At 36.3% G+C, this 20,066-nt stretch carries 17 protein-coding genes; 6 read left to right on the top strand and 11 right to left on the bottom strand.

Going from position 1 to position 20,066, the window contains the following annotated elements; translation table 11 throughout:
* Nucleotides 1-611 precede the first annotated feature (611 nt).
* Together ACFILZ_RS00710 and infC are read right to left on the bottom strand one after the other, a co-directional pair.
* Nucleotides 612-2,378: an ABC transporter ATP-binding protein gene (locus tag ACFILZ_RS00710; protein ID WP_375606133.1), complete on the bottom strand. Its 1,767-nt coding sequence runs from the start codon at nt 2,376-2,378 to the stop codon at nt 612-614.
* Between the two features lie 600 nt (nt 2,379-2,978).
* Complete coding sequence (infC, locus tag ACFILZ_RS00715; protein WP_026500140.1) at nt 2,979-3,497, bottom strand: translation initiation factor IF-3; 519 nt, start codon at nt 3,495-3,497, stop codon at nt 2,979-2,981.
* A gap of 196 nt (nt 3,498-3,693) precedes the next feature.
* On the opposite strand from infC, the gene ACFILZ_RS00720 reads away from it, so the two are divergent.
* From ACFILZ_RS00720 to dapE, 3 genes are all read left to right on the top strand, one after another.
* Complete coding sequence (locus ACFILZ_RS00720) at nt 3,694-4,473, top strand: alpha/beta hydrolase (protein WP_375608975.1); 780 nt, start codon at nt 3,694-3,696, stop codon at nt 4,471-4,473.
* Nucleotides 4,474-4,511: 38 nt separating this feature from the next.
* Nucleotides 4,512-5,258, top strand: a complete 747-nt coding sequence (locus tag ACFILZ_RS00725; protein ID WP_375610008.1) for a M48 family metallopeptidase — start codon at nt 4,512-4,514, stop codon at nt 5,256-5,258.
* A gap of 225 nt (nt 5,259-5,483) precedes the next feature.
* On the top strand, nt 5,484-6,656 hold the full coding sequence (dapE, locus tag ACFILZ_RS00730; protein ID WP_375606136.1) for a succinyl-diaminopimelate desuccinylase: 1,173 nt from the start codon (nt 5,484-5,486) through the stop codon (nt 6,654-6,656).
* A gap of 1,857 nt (nt 6,657-8,513) precedes the next feature.
* On the opposite strand, the gene hemW is transcribed toward dapE, so the two are convergent.
* Nucleotides 8,514-9,713: a radical SAM family heme chaperone HemW gene (gene hemW / locus ACFILZ_RS00735; RefSeq protein ID WP_375607934.1), complete on the bottom strand. Its 1,200-nt coding sequence runs from the start codon at nt 9,711-9,713 to the stop codon at nt 8,514-8,516.
* Entirely contained in the window at nt 9,710-10,357 is a 648-nt protein-coding gene (gene rdgB / locus ACFILZ_RS00740; protein WP_375610009.1) for an RdgB/HAM1 family non-canonical purine NTP pyrophosphatase, read from the bottom strand. Before rdgB ends, hemW begins: the two co-directional genes overlap by 4 nt.
* A 514-nt stretch (nt 10,358-10,871) precedes the next feature.
* On the opposite strand from rdgB, the gene hrcA reads away from it, so the two are divergent.
* Both hrcA and grpE read left to right on the top strand, forming a co-directional pair.
* Nucleotides 10,872-11,942, top strand: a complete 1,071-nt coding sequence (hrcA, locus tag ACFILZ_RS00745) for a heat-inducible transcriptional repressor HrcA (RefSeq protein ID WP_375610010.1) — start codon at nt 10,872-10,874, stop codon at nt 11,940-11,942.
* Between the two features lie 124 nt (nt 11,943-12,066).
* The gene (gene grpE, locus ACFILZ_RS00750; RefSeq protein ID WP_375606140.1) at nt 12,067-12,729 is read left to right on the top strand and encodes a nucleotide exchange factor GrpE; all 663 of its coding nucleotides are present in this window, start codon (nt 12,067-12,069) and stop codon (nt 12,727-12,729) included.
* A 95-nt stretch (nt 12,730-12,824) separates the two neighbouring features.
* Here grpE and thpR read toward each other — a convergent pair whose 3' ends face one another.
* From thpR to ACFILZ_RS00780, 6 genes are all read right to left on the bottom strand, one after another.
* Entirely contained in the window at nt 12,825-13,364 is a 540-nt protein-coding gene (gene thpR / locus ACFILZ_RS00755; RefSeq protein WP_375610011.1) for an RNA 2',3'-cyclic phosphodiesterase, read from the bottom strand.
* A 624-nt stretch (nt 13,365-13,988) separates the two neighbouring features.
* On the bottom strand, nt 13,989-14,282 hold the full coding sequence (locus tag ACFILZ_RS00760; RefSeq protein ID WP_012754483.1) for an HPr family phosphocarrier protein: 294 nt from the start codon (nt 14,280-14,282) through the stop codon (nt 13,989-13,991).
* A gap of 17 nt (nt 14,283-14,299) precedes the next feature.
* A complete protein-coding gene (locus tag ACFILZ_RS00765) occupies nt 14,300-14,698 on the bottom strand; it encodes a PTS sugar transporter subunit IIA (RefSeq protein ID WP_375606142.1) in 399 nt (132 codons plus the stop codon).
* Nucleotides 14,699-14,834: 136 nt separating this feature from the next.
* The gene (locus tag ACFILZ_RS00770) at nt 14,835-15,299 is read right to left on the bottom strand and encodes an HPr kinase/phosphatase C-terminal domain-containing protein (RefSeq protein ID WP_375606143.1); all 465 of its coding nucleotides are present in this window, start codon (nt 15,297-15,299) and stop codon (nt 14,835-14,837) included.
* A gap of 23 nt (nt 15,300-15,322) precedes the next feature.
* On the bottom strand, nt 15,323-17,107 hold the full coding sequence (locus ACFILZ_RS00775; RefSeq protein ID WP_375606144.1) for a stimulus-sensing domain-containing protein: 1,785 nt from the start codon (nt 17,105-17,107) through the stop codon (nt 15,323-15,325).
* A gap of 39 nt (nt 17,108-17,146) precedes the next feature.
* Complete coding sequence (locus ACFILZ_RS00780; RefSeq protein WP_005774392.1) at nt 17,147-17,869, bottom strand: response regulator transcription factor; 723 nt, start codon at nt 17,867-17,869, stop codon at nt 17,147-17,149.
* A gap of 386 nt (nt 17,870-18,255) precedes the next feature.
* Here ACFILZ_RS00780 and lysM point away from each other — a divergent pair, with 386 nt between their 5' ends.
* Nucleotides 18,256-18,711, top strand: coding sequence for a peptidoglycan-binding protein LysM (gene lysM, locus ACFILZ_RS00785; RefSeq protein WP_375606145.1), 456 nt, complete (start codon nt 18,256-18,258; stop codon nt 18,709-18,711).
* A gap of 110 nt (nt 18,712-18,821) precedes the next feature.
* On the opposite strand, the gene ACFILZ_RS00790 is transcribed toward lysM, so the two are convergent.
* Complete coding sequence (locus tag ACFILZ_RS00790) at nt 18,822-19,376, bottom strand: copper chaperone PCu(A)C (RefSeq protein ID WP_375606146.1); 555 nt, start codon at nt 19,374-19,376, stop codon at nt 18,822-18,824.
* Nucleotides 19,377-20,066: the final 690 nt, after the last annotated feature.

Genomic DNA, 20,066 nt, shown 5'->3' on the forward strand with positions numbered 1-20,066 from the left:
ATTTACAACACAATTTATAATTGTTAGCTTATTCTATTGTACTATAAAAGACCGACATTTGAGGTGAGGTGATATAAGATATGTAATTTTGACACAGTATTCTGAAAACACGTGGTAAATATTTTAGGGTAAGCCTTGTATAAGTGAATCACATAAGTTGTTATCAAGCGGAATGAACTCAATAAAAATCTAGATTGTTACAGATCAGATTGGGTAGAATCTTTGTCCTTTAAAATGTGTAGAGAAAAAAATTATCAGTGCAGGGATAAACACGGATAAAGGTTGTATTAATCCAGATTCCTCCTCCGTAACAATTTTTTCAAACCTTGATGCTCTCTTTTTCAGGGATTCACAACACTTATGAATGTTTCAACACTTATTTGAGGAAGGGAAGGGGTTTTTGAAGTTTCGTGGTTAAAGTCAATTGCATTCAACAAAATAGCGAGTAAAGGTTTCATTTAAATCCAAGAAGTTTATTTTCAATAAACCATAAATTCTTTGCCAATTCTTGATTGAAGTAATGCTTTTTCTTGATAACAAGTCTTTTTTTATAAATGAAGCATTACCTTCTATCCATTTTTTATTTCAAATCTTATTTAAGGATCTAGAAATTAGGGGGTATGTTTTTTGAACTGGATATTATGAAGTTTTTTATAAAACCCATGTTCTTTTGCGAGCAATTCTTTTTGAGTACCTTGTTCAATTAGTTGTCCATTTTGTATGACCACAATTTTATGAGCACGGGCAATTGTTGAAAGGCGATGAGCAATGATAATCGTTGTGCGTCCTTTGGTAAGGTGATGAATAGCTTCATTAATTTGCGCTTCGGTGTGTGAATCGAGCGCACTCGTTGCTTCATCAAGAATCAGAATTTCACTATCGTGAATCATTGCTCTAGCGATAGAAAGTCGTTGTTTTTGCCCCCCTGAAAGATTACAGCCATTATCACCTATCTGTGTATCATAACCATTTGGCAAACGCATAATAAAGTCATGAGCATTTGCTGCTTTTGCTGCTTCGATAATTTCGTCATCACTAGCCCCTTCTTTTCCAAGTCCGATATTATATTTAACAGTTCCTTGAAAGAGAAAAGTATCCTGTCCTACATAGGCCATCAGGTTTCTCAGAGAGCGAAATGTTGTGTAGCGGATGTCTTGATCATTAATTAATATGCGTCCTTTTGTGGGATCATAGAGTCGCATAATAAGGTTAATAAAGGTAGACTTTCCCGAACCTGATGGTCCCACCAATGCTGTCATTTTTCCAGCTTCTATTTCTAGGTTTATGTCTTTCAATACCATTTTGTTCTCAGTGTATGCAAAAGAAACGTGTTCGAAGCGAATAGCTCCTTGCGTTTTATTCAGATCTTTAGCTTCTTTATGTTCTATAACTGTAAGAGGATGGTCGAGTATTTCAAACATCGTACGGATATTGACCAATCCAGATTCAATTTTAACACGTACATTTGCTAGTCTTTTTGCGGGTTCATAAGCTAAAAGTAAAGCAACAATAAAGGACATAAATTCACCTTGAACACCTGCGCGTTGGGTTGCAAGGTAACCGGAAAAACAGATAATACCAGCAATGGCAACACCTGTGAGCGTTTCCATAATCGGATTGGTAATAGCTTCGAGTGTTGCAATATTATTTGTTTGTTTTTCAACATCACAAATGGCTTTGTCCATTCTTTTCTTCATGACTTCTTCTAGTGAAAAAGCCTTAATGACTCGAATACCAACAGCAGTTTCCTGTACGATTTTTATAATTTCACCAAGTGAAAGGAGCTCTTTTTCCATAAGGCGGCGAACGCGTTTTAAAGCCATGCGAACGCCTAAAAAAGCTAGTGGTCCTACGATTAAAGTAATGGCAACTAATATAAAGTTTTGAATAAACATGACAAGCAACAAACCACTAACGGAAAGCAAATCACGTACAAAAGTTGTGATAATAGTATCAATGATATTACGTACAGCTGTAGCATTGTGGGTTACGCGAACAAGAAGATCAGATGAAGTGTTATTATGATAAAAAGAGACTCCTTGTTCCATAAGTCGGGCAAAAATTTTGCGTTGTTGTTCAGCAATGATACTATTGCCTGCTTTGTTTAGAAAATAAGTTTGGGAAAAAGTTGCAACTCCTTTGAGAATAAAGATAAAAGCAATGATGCTAGAAATCAAAACGATCATAGGAAAATTTTGCGCATCAATAATCTGATTAACAACATCACGCATCATCCATGCACTAGTTGCAGTTGTACCAGAAATGATGATCATTGAGAAAATAGCTGCACTGTACCAACGCGCATGTTTATGAAAATTTTCTCGCAAAAGACGGATAATAAGATGTTTATCAAAAGAGGAAATTTGTTTTTTGTCCATAAAGTGCTTCTATATTTTCTTGTTGTTTTATGCAAGATTGAAGCACTCTTAGATTAAAAAAATCCATAAATCTTTTGTACAAAAATAGCCTTTTCTTTCAAGGTTCATCCATCAATTTCACGACGGTGAGAGTGAAGAATATAGTGCAAGGTTTCTGTGAAAAGTATAACGAAAATTTGTTGTTTATTACTATCTTTAGTTAAATAAAAAGTACGGGCGAGTCTCATCATTATTATTTACTAATTTCCATATTGTAATAGCCTTTGGCACTTCAAATGGTTCACAAAAGGCATTTCTGCTTTTTTTAATAATTTTATGTATGCATTATCTCTGTTTGTGATGTGCAAGCAGAATTATTTTGTCGGATTCATATAGAAAGAACTTGAAATAATAAGACCTTACGATGTTTGAGCTTTTTCATTTAATATGCAAAATAACGAATTCTTTTTATAAATCAATCAAGCACTGTTAAACTGTTAAAAGGATTTATACACATTTATAAAACCTTAAAAGCACCACAAAAACTCTATGTGGTGCTTCTAAATAACACTATACACATCATTTTGATGAGTTGCATGCGAATATTATTCCAATGCAAAACTATTTAGGTGCTATCACCATCATCATTTGTCTGCCTTCAAGCTTTGGCTCCAATTCGATTTTGGCAATTTCACTTGTATCTTCTTTCACACGCTGAAGAAGCTTTAATCCAAGATCTTGGTGAGCCATCTCACGACCACGAAAACGCAAAGTAATCTTTACTTTATCACCATGATCAATAAAGCGATGAACAGCCTTGAGTTTGACTCCATAATCATGGACATCAACATTTGGGCGCATCTTAATCTCTTTGATTTCGATGACTTTTTGCTTTTTACGTGTTTCAGCAGCTTTTTTTTGGGTTTGATATTTTAATTTTCCCAAATCGATGATTTTACATACAGGTGGCTCCGCATTTGGTACAATTTCAACCAAATCAAGTCCCGCATCTGCAGCCATAGCAAGAGCTTCTTGTATCGCAACAACTCCCTGATGTTGTCCCTCATCATTGATAAGCTGAACATGAGGTACCCGAATATCCTGATTTGAACGTGGTCCGTCTTTTTGGGTAGGTGTCATTTTAAACGGTTTACGAATGGTTTATGCTCCTTAAATTTTGATTCAACTACAGTTAATTTAATATACAATTATGCACCTAAAAACAACAATAATTCGTATCTTTTTCATTATTTGATTTATTACTTTTTGGAATGATTTAGATTATAAAAGTTTTTCTCTTAATTTAAAGAAATTGTTTTATGGAGGATAAAGAATCATGGATCAAAATATTCCTTGTCAGTTTTTTTCGTTTGAGAACACCGCACTTGCGGTACGCTATCGCAAGGGGCGCCAATCTCCAGGTTTGGTTTGGCTTCCTGGCTATCAATCCGATATGTTGGGAAGTAAGGCAACGTTAGTTGATCAGTTTGCTCAGAAGAATGATTTGTCTTGTTTACGTTTTGATTATTCTGGACATGGAGAATCTGAAGGTGATTTTTTTCAAGGAACAATTTCGCGTTGGGTTAAGGAAAGTTTAGCGATTTTTGAAACCTATTGTGAGGGTCCACAAATTTTGATTGGTTCCTCTATGGGTGGGTGGATTGCGCTAAGGCTTGCTATGATGCTAGCACAGAAAAATAAGAAGCTTGCTGGCATGATATTGATTGCTCCAGCGCCTGATTTTACACAAACATTGGTGGAACCAAAATTAGGCCCAGAAGAATGGAAGGTTTTGGAAGAAAAAGGCTATATTGAACGACCTGCAGTTGATGATACAGAGCCAATGCCCTTTACAAAAACATTGATTGAAGATGGACGCGAAAATTGTGTTATGAAAGGATGCATTGATGTTGGGTGTCCTGTCCATATTCTACAAGGGATGGAAGATGAAGATATTCCCTATCAGCATACATTGACTTTACTTGATCATTTACCTCTCCATGATGTAACATTGACACTCGTTCGTGATGCAGATCATCGCTTTTCTCGTCCACAAGATTTAGATTGCCTTGAAACAGTATTGAGATCTTTTATTAATCAGATTAATGCAAAATAAAGGGTATATTTATTTATTAATGATGAAGATAAAAATATATGAGCATTTCTAAACAGCATTTTATTTTTTCTGATCGCTCTGTACCTGTACGGGTGCGGGAAAATAAGTATGCGCGCCGTCTTACTTTACGTATCGATGCCAGAAATCATGAGATTTGTGTAACAACACCACCAGCGATAAATCTCTATGCGGTTGAAAATTTTATTGAAAAACATCGGTCTTGGATTGAGGCACGTCTTGCTCGTGTACAAGTCTCTCCTGAAAATGCTTATCTCAAAGAGGGGGCGACAATACCTTTATTGGGCGTTTCTCATACCATAAAGCATAGAAAGGGACGTGGAGTAACAGAAATTGTTACAGCAGATGCGGAGCAAGGGCCTGAAATTATTGTTTATGGTCAATTAGAATATCTTCCAAGACGCATTGCTGACGTTTTAAAAAAACAAGCGGCGCTTATTATAACGCCTTTGGTGGCACTTTATGCTCATCAGGTAGAACGTAAAGTCAAATCCATTTGTTATAAAGATACGAGAAGTCGTTGGGGCTCTTGTTCAATCGATAAGCGTCTTTCTTTTTCTTGGCGCCTTATTATGGCACCAAAAGAAGTTGTTGAGTATGTTGTTGCCCATGAAGTTGCTCATCTTGTTGAAATGAATCACGGACCAAGATTTTGGGCTCTTTGTGAAGAGCTATGTCCTGATAGTAAAACATATCGAGCTTGGTTGAAAGAAAATGCTCCTAGACTGCATGCAATTAATTTTGATTCATATAAATTAGAGGCGTAAAAAACTTTCAAATGAAGGCAATATTTAACGGAACTTTTTGTTGAGTGTTTTGTTGAGTGTGTGCTTGCTCATGCATCATAATGAGGAAGCCATTGAAGCTCTCAGCACGATTGTTCTCCCCTGCTTGGTTTGCTGAGTGTCTTCAATGTTTTTGCTTTATCTTTTTTGTAATTCAGCGTAATAACTCTAAGTTCCGATGACTTATAAAAAATGGGAAGGGACCTTATGTCTGTTCTTACAGATCCACTTCAGCTATTACAGGCACTTATTCGTTGTCCTTCTGTTACACCTCATGAAGCAGGGGCTTTATCAACTTTGGAACAATTTTTGAAAAAAATGGGATTTCACGTCGATCGCCCTATTTTTACGGATAAAAATACAGATAATGTTGAAAATCTTTATGCAAAAATGGGAAGTGAAGGACCCCATCTTATGTTTGCGGGTCATACGGATGTCGTACCGCCAGGCGCATTGGAAGATTGGACTTATCCACCTTTTGAAGCTGTTATAGATCAGGGGAAATTATATGGGCGGGGTGCTGTTGATATGAAGGGTGGTATCGCTTGTTTTATTGCGGCTCTAGCGCGAGTTCTTGAGAAACAGTCCATTAAAGGAAGGGTAAGCCTTTTAATTACAGGTGATGAAGAAGGACCTGCCGTTAATGGTACGGTAAAACTTCTCAAATGGGCAGAAAAAAAAGGCGAAAAATGGACTGCGGCTCTTGTGGGAGAACCAACAAGTGTAAAGACTGTTGGTGATATTATCAAAATTGGTCGTCGCGGATCGATTTCTGGTATCATTATCGTGAAAGGTCGCCAAGGCCATGTTGCTTTTCCAGAACGGGCTGCCAATCCCTTGCCTTTGGCAAGTAAGCTGATTCAAGTATTGACACAAACAGCTTTAGATAAAGGGACAGAGAATTTTCAACCGAGTAATTTAGAACTAACAACCATCGATACCGGTAACTTAGCAGTCAATGTTATTCCAGCGCAGACAACGGTTCGTTTTAATATACGCTACAATGATCTTTGGACAAAAGAAACACTGATGGAGGAAATTGAAAAGCGCCTTGCTTTGGTGCAAGCAAAAAACAATAGTGATCAATATCCCTCTTATCAGCTTGAATGGATTCCAAGTTTAGGGGATGTTTTTTTGACTAAAAATGATAAACTCATTCAAACTGTATCCAATGCGATTAAATGTGTAACAGGGAGTATACCAGAATGTTCTACTTCTGGTGGTACTTCAGATGCGCGATTTATTAAGGACTATTGCCCAGTGGTTGAGTTTGGCTTACCAGGGCAAACGATGCATATGGTAGATGAGTGTGTATCTCTTGAAGCTGTGGAAACGCTCACTGCTATTTATGAGCGTTTTATTGTTGATTTTTTTGCATAAAGAAATAATTGTTGGTTCAAAAATACCTTTGTCTTGTTGTGCCATAAGATAAGGTGTGGTGATACGAGACTCGTAAAACTTAATATATTAAGTAGTCTTAGAGTAAGTGATGAATATTCTTAAGTTGGGATTCTTGCCTGTAGAGTCTTTAGTTAAGTGAATTACGTAATTGAAAAGCCAAAAGAGACCTGTTTGAAGAAGCAGAACTGTTTAGACCATATTGGATTGAAAATATTCGTTCTTTAAAGTGTAGAAAGGAAGTCACACGCAATCATATATGGAAAACAATGAATATTATATCATCATTGTGTGTGATGACAGATTGGAGCCATAAAGACACACAAAAACATGCTGCTATTGTAAAAAGTTCGTACAACGTAAATGCATTCATTCATACCACATGTATTAATATGATTTCTGCATGTTCATAAAATGCTTTCCTTGTTTCAATGAACTTCTTTTAAAATAAAGCCTATAGAAATACGCTTCAAGTTTATTTTATCCATATATTTTGCCATACTCTTTGTTACTCCAAAGAACCTTTATTGTAGAAAAAATCATTATGAGATAGAAAGTAAGCTTATCCAATCAGCTTTAATATTTTTGATGATAAAGATATATAGAAATTCTTCTGTAGCATCACATTGACTTTTTTAGCCAAGGATTGTCCTATATTATTATTTTCAATTAGTTATAAAATAACCTTAAAGGACGTGTATAGATAGCCATAAGCATGTACACATACAAGTAAGGTGATATGCAACGAATACCATTTTGCTCGCCAACGAAGCAATGCCGATTTATATTTAGTATATTTGTGATTTTATAGCATTGTATGTTTAATAAAATTCGTGATTTTGCTGTTACCTTATAAATCAATACCCAGCACACAACGGCATGTTTCAAATATTGGTTCACAATTTTCTTTGTTACAACAGTTTTTATATGTCAGGGTGAGATAAAATGTTGCATGTATATCTGTTTTTGTAATCTCTTAAGATACATCACATTGATTTATAAGAATAATTCATTGTTTTGCATGTTGGATAAGAGCCCTAATATTCGAGGATTCTCTCATTTCAAACCTGTTTATCTTAAATCAAGAGAAATCATTTGCTTGCACATAACAAGCGGGGATGAGTGTGTGGGTAAAAACTATAGAATAAAGGAATACAAATGTCTCTTATGAACCGTCTCAAGTGCCAAGGGCCGTCGCAACACCCACGAGCTGGCAAAGTTATGTGCTGGTGCTCGGCTTTGCTTCTTCACAAGCAGACATAGAGTCTCATTGAGGGAGGATATAAAAGCATAAAGGTAAAAATAAATGTACCTTTTTACTATCCTTTTTCATGCGATTTTACAGTTTTCAAAAGGATCTAGAGTAAATAATAGAGATTGTTTCATGCTTATGTCTTTGGTTCTTTAATAGTGCCACGATCTCATAAAGAACAAAAATCATCGTGTTATATATTCATGTGCTTGTTTTAAAGAAATATCTCTTAGTTTTTATCATATTCATGCTACAATGGTTCTTATGAATATGTAATATAGAATTTTCCGTGAAGTGTATAAAGTCTATAGTATTGCATCATCTTTGCGCTTATGAAAAAAGCTAGACCACTATACACTTTCCAGCTCAAAATATTGCGATAGCTTTCATTTGAGAGTGTTCATAAAAGGTATTGCCTCTTTTTTATAATTTTTATCCACATTCCCTATTTTTAAGGTGTAAGCGAATGGTTGTAATTAATTGACTATAAACAGATTTAAAATAAGGGAATCTTACAATATTTTAGTCTCGCTTTTGCTATGAAAAATGATAATTATGATTAAAATAAGTATGTTGTTATAAAAACTTTAGTTTGCGAGTTGGCTGATGATATGATCAAGAACAATACGTCCTTTGGTTGTTGCTTTTAAGCGTTGGTTATCCACCATTTCTATCAATTCTTGGTGTTGTAAATCGATCAGTTTTTCCATTGGGATACGTTTAGGGCTTAAGGTTTCATAGCGTATAAGTTCTAAGCCTTCGCAAAGGCGTAATCCCATAAGGAGCATTTCATTTGCCTGTTGTTCAGTGGTTAAATGTTCCGTTTCAATACAGCCATGTCCTGTTGTTTCTACCAAATTAAGCCACTGTTCGGGATGTTTTTCATTTATTGTGACATAACGTTCACGGTTTTTAAGGTGTGATAATGATGTTTTTGAACAGAAAGAGGAATGATTCGGTGCGTGCTCAATGAAACGTCCATGTGCTCCTGGACCAAAGCCTGCATATTGGTGATAACGCCAATAAAGAAGATTGTGTGCTGATTCGGCACCGGGCATTGCATGGTTTGAGATTTCATAGGCAGGAAGTCCATGCAGTGCGGTTATTTCTTGAGTAAGATGGTACAGATCTGCTGCTAGCTCTGATGGGGGAAGGATAAGTCTTCCTGCATCATGAAGCCGTTTAAAGGCAGTTCCTTCTTCGATTGTCAATTGATAAAGAGAAAGATGGTCTGCTGCTAAATCAATTGCTTGTACAAGTTCAGATTTCCATTCTTCAAGAGTTTGTTCAGGGCGGGCATAAATGAGATCAAAGGATAAACGTGGAAAAATTTGTCGCGCTAAAGTAATGGCACAAAGAGCTTGTTCCACATTATGGAGTCGGCCAAGTTTGCGCAATGCTTTATCATTGAGCGCTTGTATTCCTAGAGATAAGCGATTAACACCTGCCGTACGGTATCCACGAAAGCGCTCTGCTTCCACACTGGATGGATTAGCTTCTAATGTAATTTCAACTTTATCATCGACTACCCATTTTTTTGCAAGTGCTTGCAATAGGGCATCGACAGTTTGCGGCTCCATAAGAGAAGGGGTTCCTCCACCAATAAAAATACTTGTAATATGGCGTGGGCCTATTTTGTGGTATTGCGTTTCTATTTCGCGCTTAAAGGCGGTGACAAAACGTGGTTGATCAACACCATGGATGCGAACATGCGAATTAAAGTCACAATAAGGACATTTAGCTGCACAAAAGGGCCAATGAATGTAAATGCCGAAAGGTTCATTCATGAGAATGCTAAAAGGTTTTCTGCCAAAAGTTTGAAAGCACGTGCGCGATGCGAAAGAGGGGGAAGATCATTACGTTTCCAGTTGTGTTTTTGCTCTGTTGACATTTCTCCAAAGGTATTTTCATATCCATCGGGTAAAAAAATAGGATCAAAACCAAAGCCTTTGTCTCCCCGTGGAGGCCAAATGAACGTTCCTTCAACGCATCCGCGGAAATAATCTGCATGAGCATCAGGCCATGCAATGCAAATGACGGATATAAAACGGCATTTCCGTTGGTTTTTTTCTCGTGCTCCGACTTTTTGGAGTTCATTTTCTATTTTTTTCATAGCTTTTGGAAAATTACGTGTACCATCGGCTTGAATTGCCCAATCAGCGGTATAAACGCCTGGCGCGCCCTCCAATGCATCTACCTCTAAGCCTGAATCATCAGAGAGTGCAGGAAGTCCTGTTTTTTTTGCTGCTGAAAAAGCTTTAATATAAGCATTTTCTTCAAATGTTTTTCCCGTTTCTTTTGGTTCTGGCAAGCCCAGTTCTTTTGCCGATTGTATTATTAAACCGAAAGGCGTAATTAAAGTAGTGATTTCATGCAATTTTCCGGTGTTATGTGTAGCAATGACAAGTTTTTTATCTGCTATGCTTCTCATATAGATTTCTCCAAAAATGAAAGGGGAATTATTTTTGTGCTAAAAACCGGTTTAAATGCTCATACACACACATTCTGCTTGATTTTACATGATATGATTATTTTACACGTTTAATGATATTTTGTTCCAATAAAAATTTTTATCTTGTACGAAGATAATATTGCAAAGATAAGAAAGACATGTCTTTTTTATGATAGCATTTTTATGGTAAATTTCCAATTTTCTGCTTGCTCTAAAGGGTAAAATTTTCTACTTACAGCGGTTTTTAATCAATCTAGATTCTTTTGACAAGTCCCTACAGCAGACCACTTTACAGATCAACTCTTATCTTAAATATTTCTCATACACTCTAACAAAAAATATTTCCTGCGTAATTTATCAAGCATCACTCTGAAAGGTAGCATTTTACAGCTCAATAGGATAATATGTTTTTATACTACTTTAGACTATTTGACCAAACCTTGGCAAAACTTATATAAGAGATGAGGATTTTAAAAATAGTGAAACAATTGTGATGAAACACAAAACTATTGATAATGAACTAAAATATCTTGATGAGCGTTCGCGTGATATTTTTCGCCATATTGTTGAAGCTTATCTTAATGATGGGGAACCTGTAGGGTCACGTAATCTTTCGCGGCTTTTGCAACAGACATTATCACCTGCAACGATTCGTAACGTGATGAGTGATCTTGAACATCTCGGTTTGATTTATGCACCACATGTTTCTGCGGGTCGAATGCCAACACAATCAGGTTTACGCTTTTTTGTTGATGCATTTATGGAAGCGGGTGATTTGCCAAACGAAGAGCGAGAAAATATTGAAATGCAAGTCAAAGAGGCTGGTCATGCACAATCGGTTGAACATTTTCTTGTTCAAGCAAGCCGAGTTCTTTCAGATCTATCACGTGGGGCAGGGCTTGTTTTAGCAACGAAACAAGAAGGAACATTGAAACATATTGAATTTGTGCGCCTTGATAGGGAGAACGCTCTTGCCGTTTTGGTGACTCAACAAGGTGAAGTTGAAAATCGTATTGTTCATTTACCAGAAGGGGTTACTCATGCACAATTGACGGAAGCAACGAATTTTCTCAATGCCCATATCCAAGGGCGCACACTAAGTGAAGCTAAAGGGGAAATTGCCCGCTTATGTGCAGAAACACGGGCTGCACTTGATGATTTATCGCATCATCTTGTTGAAACGGGATTAGCTCTTTGGGGAGGAGAAGATGCTGATCATAAAATACACCTCATTGTTCGCGGGCGTAGCAATTTGCTTGAAGATGTAAAAGCAGAAGAAGATTTAGAACGGTTGCGCCATTTGTTTGATGATCTTGAAACGCGTGAGAGTATGGCACAGCTTCTCGATTTAACGGATGAAGGTTCTGGGGTTAGAATTTTTATTGGTTCAGAAAATAAGTTATTTTCACTTTCTGGTTCTTCTTTAGTTGTAGCACCTTATCGTGATTCACAACAAAGAGTCATTGGTGCTTTAGGTGTTATTGGTCCTACACGGCTTAATTATGCAAGGATCGTGCCCATGGTTGATTATACAGCTCAACTTGTGTCACAGTTATTGCGTTAAAACGGTGCAAGTAAGTATTTGTACTATAAAAGCTCATTGTATTATATACATCGATACCCCTTGATTTTTGTCTGTAGAATTTCGATATCGAGAATAACGAATCTTATGAAGGAATAAAATTTTTATGTCTGATGAAAAAAACAAATTTACTGACGCTTCATTTGAAAATTGTGATTTAAAAAATCCAGCTGATCGTAATACACTTAAACAGGCAGCCGATGAATTTTTAAAAACACATAAAACAGAGGAACACGAAGTCGTTGAAACAGAAAGCAATGAGGTTAGTGATCTTTTAGCGTCTTTGCAGGATGAAAATAAAGAATTGAAAGATCAACTTTTACGTCTTGTTGCAGATATGGAAAATCTTCGACGCCGTACTATGCGAGATGTGGCGGATGCAAAGGCTTATTCCATTGCTAATTTTGCAAGGGATATGTTATCGGTTTCTGACAATCTCAATCGTGCTTTGGAAGCGATTCCAGAAGGTGCACGGGAGAGTGATGCTGGTTTGAAATCATTAGCAGAAGGCGTTGAAATGACTGAACGTGCCATGATGGCAGCATTAGAACGTCATGGGGTGCAAAAAATTCATCCAGAGGGGCAAAAATTTGATCCTCACTTTCATCAAGCGATGTTTGAAATTCCCAATGCTGATGTTCCAGATAATACTGTTCAACAAGTGGTTCAGGCAGGTTATATTATCGGGGAAAGGGTGCTACGTCCAGCTATAGTGGGTGTAGCTAAAGGAGGAGCAAAAGAAGCTTCTGTTGAAGCTGATTCGGCTTAAAACACATCAATAATAAATCTCCAACATAAAATGCAGTATTCCCTGCAATTACATATATATGAAGTCTTTTTTTAAAGGGTGTTTATAACACCCTTTTATCTTTGAAGCGCCCAACTTCCTTTTACAATATAGGGAGTCTTATTTAAGGGAGAGGCCGATAACAATAAAACAAAATGATCAACCTCAAAAGGAGGGAGCGAAAAATCATCTCGAGAAGATAGATAAGAAGAAAGATCTTTAAGATTAATATCAAATATTCGTGCAAGAGTGATATGCGGAATAAATAGTCTTTCATCAGGCTTTAACTCTAATTTATTCCGGATATATTGCATCTTTTCATGTAAAAGAGTAAGCTTTTCACAAGGTTCAATGCGAACCACAAGAGAATGGGGAGCATTTTCTGAACTAAAAACTTCAAAACCCTTTATCTGTAGCGTAAAAGAAGGAAGTTCTATAGTGTTAAAGGTATGCATAATTTCATCTTCTAGGGAGCTTTCAACTTCGCCAAAAAAAGATAAGGTTACATGAAAATTTTGCGGATTGATCCATTGCGCTTTTGGTAAGCCATTTTGCAATGATATGAGGGCTTTTGTTGTTTGTTGAGGAATCTGAAGAGCACTAAATAGACGATCCATGATATTATCTCCTTATAATGAAAGATGTTATCCCAAGCGCAATATAGATAATAAGGGCGGGGCACGTACCACAGAAAACAAGGCAATAGTATAGAAAAAGAATGTCTAAAGAATTCTTACTATAATTATGAGCTTACAAAGCTTATTCGTTTTAAGAAAATGGTTATGACATTGATAAGAATTGCATTTTCATGATCTGTATCACAATGATGTGCAATGGAAGATTACTTGTGTATTATAAAAGCTACAAAGTGAGCAGAAAATAAGAAAGTTGATAGATTTTTGATGTGCGAAATTATTTTGACATTTATCTTTAGCCTAAAATAAAGCATATTCTAATACAAAGGTGAAGAGTTCTCTTTTCTGTAAAGGTCTAATTATATGATTAAGTTGGGGAATAGCCATAATACGCAAAACTATTCAAATGGGCCAAATAATGTTAGGAAAAGGAAAAAATTATTGCATAACAAAATAACTATAAGCTTTTACATTTATGATAATTATACCAATCTATAATGGATATGAATATTGGTATAAAAGCGGGAAGAGAAATTAAAATTCAAAATAATGATGGAAAGTTCCTATTTTCTAAGAATTATCATCCTTGTTTATGATGAAAAAGCACTAGTTTTCCTCTCCAAAGTTGTTATTGATGAGCTTTTCAAGAGCATTAAGAGCATCTGTTGCTTCTGGTCCTGAAACACGAATGGTAAGGTTGCAACCGGATGAAGCCGCTAGCATCATAAGTCCCATAATTGATGATCCGCCAACAATTTTTCCGTCCTTTTCAACTTCAACAGTAACATTAAAATTGTCAACAGTTTGTACAAATTTTGCAGAGGCACGTGCATGCAACCCACGTTTATTACAGATATTGAAATGACGACTTATACATGGGAGGGTATCTTTGGAAAACATTGGTATTTTATTATCCGCTATAAAATTATACTTGGTACATTAATATATTTACGCCCTGCTTCTTGTGCTATTCTTAACGCGTCTGATAATGAAATATCAGGACATTTGCGAATAGAAATCAGTTTAATAAGCATGGGCAAATTAACACCCGCAATCATTTCAACGCGTCCTTTTTCAATAGCAGGAATAGCTATATTTGATGGTGTTCCACCGAACACATCTGTTAATATGATGACGCCATGATCCGTATCTGTATCGGTTACTGCGGCTATAATATCACCTCGGCGCTGATCTATATCGTCATCGGGATAAACGCATATTGTTGCGAACTTTTCTTGTACTCCAACAACATGTTCCACGGCATGTAAAAATTCGACAGCCAGCTCACCGTGCGTTACAAGCACGAGTCCAATCATTTACGCAAACTCCTGTTAACTAATAAGACCCGACCATAGTTGGTGGGAAAGACATTGTACAAGGCTTTATCTTGCTGCCAAGAAAAATTTGCAAAAAAAAGGCAAAAATTGTGATTTTTTTATCTTTAGAAAAAAATTAGACAGATTTTTGCCATATTCTTCTAAACAAAAATGCTTCAATAGCTTGACAAATGGCTGTACAATCGGCTTCACGAAGAGAGGGAAGTTTTAAAAGAGGAATGTGCAAATTTTCAAATTGAAAAGTTTTATTTGTGGAAAAACGTTCATACTTCGGACCGAGAAAAATAACACAATCGATAGTTGTGTGCTTTTCAAATTCTATCATATAAAGACCAACGCCACGAATCTCGATGCCGCCCTCTAAATTATCAGGAGTGTATCCGTGAAGCTTTCCATTTTCCGCACGCAACATTGTATAATCATCACTGATAAGCTTCGCTTCACGTTTTGACCACTCAGCGCGGTCAAGCAAAGAAAGGGTGATGGTTGATTTTCCTGATCCAGATGGACCTATAATTAACAGCCCCTTGCCGCCTAGTTGCAGGCAATTTGCGTGGAGTATTTCACATTTTGTTTTCATGTCTTTTACTTTGGATAAAAGATTTATTTAGCAAGCGGAAGCATAATAGTAAAACGTGCACCAGTTTTACACTTCCCAAGTGTAGGATCAATAATATTTTCGGCTGTAATTGTCCCATTATGAGCTTCGATGATTTGCCGACTAATAGAAAGGCCAAGTCCAGAGTTTTGTCCAAAAGCATCTTCATTTGGTCGATCTGTGTAAAAACGTTCAAAAATGCGTTCAATATTTTCTGAACGAATACCTGGGCCATTATCTTCAATGGTTAAAATAAGGGTTGAAGCATGACTTTTCATAGTAATGCAAATTTTGCCACGATTCCGAGGAATAAAAGAACGCGCATTTTCAAGAAGATTTGAAATCACTTGTCCTAAACGGAGTTCGTGTCCCAATACAAGATAGGCTTTTCCATGAGGACGTGGGACAATATTAAGGCTTATATCAATAGTTTGCGTATTACGATACACTTCCTGAACAGCATGAACAAGACTTTCCAAAAGCGGTGTCATATCAACGATCTCTGCAGTTTCTCGTGCAAGCTCTGCATCGAGCCGCGATGCATCAGAAATATCTGTAATCAACCGATCAAGGCGGCGCACATCATGTTGAATAATTTCAAGCAATTTCTCTTGTGCTTCTTCATTTTTAGCCAGAGGGAGCGTTTCAACAGCACTGCGTAGGGAGGTGAGAGGATTTTTTAATTCGTGACTTACATCAGCAGCAAAACGTTCAATGGCTTCAATACGCATATAAAGGGCATTGGTCATATCACGAATAGAAGTTGAAAGGTGACCAATTTCATCTTCACGCATTGAAAAATCAGGAATTTCCACACGCTGATTATTGCCATTACGCACTCGATTAGCCGAGGCAGATAATTTACTTAATGGATGGGCAATCGTATGGGCCAAAAAGAGAGAAAGAACCAAAAGTACGCTACCTACAACGGCAAAAACTTTAAAGATAACCAGTCTTTCGCCTTTTACAATGTTATCAATATCGGAACCAGTGGTTGAAAGAAGAAGAGCACCAACCACTGCGCGATAGCGTTGAACAGGAACGGCAACAGAAACAATTAATTGCCCTTGTCTGTTGCGTCTTTTAGCCGTAGCAAGAGATCCGTTTAATGCGCGGTACACTTCTGGATAAGCAATACCACTGGTTTTTGTTTGTTCTCTGTCAAGAGCAATACCTTTGCCATAAAATACGCTTGAATACCATGAAGTAAGGCGATCCCACATGTTTTGTTCTGTTTTAAGTGGGGGTAAATCATAACTAAAAACTTCTCCACTAGAATAAAGAACGCGCGAATCAAGAAGGAGAGTAGCATCACGATCATAGATACGTGCTCTTGTCGTTTTAGGTGTAATAAGACGCCGTAAAAGAGGGGCAACTTGCTCAGGGTTAATAGGAAAATCCCAAGAATCGGTTGATTGAGGAGCGGGTGTAACGCTTTCACCAGTCTGTAACTCTAAGAGTTTTTGAGGGTCAATGAGGATAGAATTTGTATCTACTGTTGCAGAAGCAGCAATAGCCCCAGCAATAATTTTTCCTTGGGTACATAAACTTTTGATTTTTGCTTCAATTAAACCATCGCGAAATTGGTTAAGGTATAAAATGCCTGTAACTAAAACGGCAAGGGCAGCAATGTTTAATATAACAATGCGACGTGTGAGGCTGGAAAAAAGCAATTGTCTAAAGAGACGTTGTGTTCGAAGATGCAAACCAGCGAACATAAGAAATGGCGTTGAGGAGGTACCATTAACGGTTGTTTTTTGTAAAGTTTCCAGTTGAGAATTGTCTGTCATCGATTTGATTGCCATTCAAATTTTTGCGACAAAGTAGTTTTATACCTCGTGGAAACGATAACCTACACCATAAAGTGTTTCAATCATTGCAAAATCATCATCCACTTGTTTAAACTTTTTACGCAGACGTTTAATGTGACTATCAATGGTGCGATCATCTACGTAGACTTGATCACTATAAGCAGCATCCATTAAAGCATCACGACTTTTTACAACTCCTGGTCTTTGTGCTAAGGTTTGCAGAATCAAAAATTCCGTAACGGTTAAAATAACAGGTTTATCTTTCCATGTACAGGTGTGGCGTTCTTGATCCATCACAAGATCTCCACGTTTGAGAGAAGAGGTGGAAGAAGTTCCTGTAGAAAGCGGTTGGTTACGTGCATTAGAACGGCGTAAAATAGCTTTCACTCGTTCAATAAGAAGACGTTGGGAGAAAGGTTTAGTAATAAAATCATCAGCTCCCATTTTGAGACCAAATAATTCATCAATTTCATCATCTTTAGAGGTAAGAAAAATAACTGGAAGATCAGATTTTTGACGCAAACGGCGCAAAAGTTCCATCCCATCCATTCGGGGCATTTTAATATCAAAAATAGCTAAGTGTGGAGGGTGAAGTGTGAGACCCTTGAGTGCAGATGCTCCATCTGTATAGCTTTCAACCCGATATCCTTCTGTCTCAAGCGCAAAAGATAAAGATGTCAAAATATTGCGATCATCATCAACAAGTACGATCGTTTGCGTGATTGTTGGTGTATCTTTCATGGTTTCTTAGACCTTTCTATTGCTGTGGTAGCAAATTACCCACACTTATTTATATGGGAGTTCATATTTTTTTTGCAAAACAAATATGATACAAATTGTAGCAAAGTAAAAAACCTTTTGTCATTACTGTAAAATCTTGTTTTGCTTTCATAATTTATAATGTTTCTACGTCTATTAAGATCCCTTCATTTGAGAGAAAATTTTCATAAAGGCTTTTTTTATCAAGGTTTATTACAAAGTTTATTATTGTATTTGTCTCATAATTGAACAGATGTAGTTTTGATTATTGAAGTTTAGAAAATCTGCCTATGTGTTTTAAGAGCAAAGAAAAGAATGTGGCAATATATGCACAAAAATTTGTTTCTGCTACACGAAATGAGGTCGTAATGGGATTTTTTAATTTTATTAAAACTGTAGGGGAAAAGTTAGGTATTGGGGATCATGAACCAAAAGAAAAGGATTTTAAGAGAGCATTTGATCATTTTCAACTCGGTACAGAAAAAGTCAATATTCAAGTTGAAGACGGTAAAGCTATTTTAAGCGGTGAAGTTCCAGATAGGGAAACACTTGAAAAAGCACTGCTGGTTGTTGGCAATTCACAAGGTATCTCTTCTGTAGATGTTGATCAATTAAAGGTTATAGATACAACGCCTAGAAAAACTTCTCGCTTTTATGAGGTTAAATCTGGTGATAATCTTTGGAAAATTGCTGAAGAGGTTTATGGAAAAGGGCAAGGTAATAAAAACACATTTATTTTTGAAGCCAATAAGCCAATGCTAAAATCTCCCGATAAAATTTATCCTGGTCAAGTTTTACGTATTCCTGAAATTGACCATAGTTAATTCATCAAAGGGGATAATTTTTTACTGATGGCATTAAACAAAAAATAAAGAAGCGTAAAAAATTTCACACTTCTTCATTTTATAAAGTGTGTATTTATAATAAAAGGAGCTTAGTGAACAGGAGAGGATTTAGAAGGTGATGGTACTTTCATAGCGTTTACAGAGAAATCAACATCAATGGTTCCTGCTTTCTCAAATGTTAATTTTGCGCTAATTTTATCACCTAACTTAAATGGTTGTGAAAGCCCCATGAACATAATATGATCACCGCCAGGCTTAAGCGTGATTTCGCCATTTCCCGGAATTTCAATGCCATTGTGCATTTTTTCCATTTTCATAATATCGTTAACGACAGCCATAGAGTGTATCTCTGTTGTTTTTACTCCGTTTGTGGAAATAGAAACCAAACGGTCTGGGGTATTACTGTGATTAATAATGTAGAGATAACCGCTACCAACTCTTATACCTCTAGGTGTTTCGCGTGTCCAAGGATTGAGAATTTCTATGTCGCCAAGTTTATATTGCTGAGCACCTGCTGGCAGGATTATACCAGCAAAGAGAAGAGTACACACGATATTTATGATAACCTTTTTATATGGATATTGTGTATGTATTATATTCTTAAAGATGAGATTTGTTATTTTCTTAATAATAGATGTCATCATTGATTTACCCTCCTTCATAAGATTCACACTTTGAATATTTTTTATTTTAGCAGAGCTTTTATTTAAAATAAAAGAAAGAAATACTAAAATGAAATTGATTTGAATATAAAAATCATAGAATTCTTGAAATTTAAAAGAAGACAGTAAGATTTACAATGACAACACACCTCTTAACGCTTCCGTGTTCATCTCATAAATAGTATTTGCAAATGGTATAAAATCTATGATGCACTACTATTTTACTTAATGAAGATATAATACAGAACAATCATTAACCACTTTACCAATTTTTAATATTATGACAGCTTTTGGCATTTTAAAGCGTTTATACAGAGGTATTTTTATATATTTTCAAAGTTCAAAATTATACAGTTAAGAAAAAACGCTTTAGGTGAATTTAAAGCACAGATTTCAAATAGCCGCAAACAATGAGACCGTTAGAGGGAGAATTTTTGAAAGGAGATTGATAGATAATACCTTTACTGATATGAGCATTAGATATGATGACTATTTTAGTCCAAGAAAAATCTATAATATTTGTGATATAAATTATTCGCCTTTTAAAAAGCTTTTACGTGAGTACGATTTTATCAATGATGAGAAGATCAAGAGCGAGAGTGCAATCATTCTTTTATTTTTTAATTTTTATAGAAAGATATATTTTTTGAGAATTGCAAGAAAAATATATTA

Origin of the sequence: Bartonella sp. AP40SXNS, from assembly GCF_042195825.1 — a bacterium.
Lineage (GTDB): Bacteria > Pseudomonadota > Alphaproteobacteria > Rhizobiales > Rhizobiaceae > Bartonella.